A 440-nucleotide genomic window follows, 5' to 3' on the forward strand; every position below is an offset into this window, starting at 1 on the left:
AGCCTCGTGCGAGCGCTGAGATCCGCGCGAAAGCTGTTGAGATGAAAGCGAACGGGTATACGGCTCGGTTCATCGCGGAGGCCCTTGGGGTCTCGGTGAACTCAGTGTTCAACTGGCTGCGGTGGGCGCGGGAAGGGCGCGGCGCGGGGCTGGCGGACAAGGCGCCCGAACGGTCGAGTGCGTTGGGTGATGTCGAGCGGAGGGAATTGGCGTCGCTGATCGAGTCGACTACGCCTGAGGAGCATGGGTTCCCCTTCCATCTGTGGACGCGAGAGATCGTCGCGGACGTGATCGAGCAGCGTTTCGGGGTGCGATTCACGCCCAGGTGGGCCGGGCGGATCCTGCGCGATCTGGGCTTGTCGCCACAGCGCCCGAAATACCGTTCTGACCGCCAGGGCCCTGAGGCGGTCGAACGTTGGCGGACCGAGACGTTCCCCGCG

At 66.1% G+C, this 440-nt stretch carries 1 protein-coding gene; it reads left to right on the top strand.

All coding sequences use genetic code 11. The features are described from left to right. Positions 1-20: 20 nt before the first annotated feature. Positions 21-440: winged helix-turn-helix domain-containing protein (locus L0U85_RS20185; RefSeq protein WP_347177494.1), on the top strand; the 420-nt coding region annotated here is incomplete at its 3' end.

The organism is Glycomyces sp. L485 (genome assembly GCF_022548875.1).
GTDB lineage: Bacteria > Actinomycetota > Actinomycetes > Mycobacteriales > Micromonosporaceae > Glycomyces.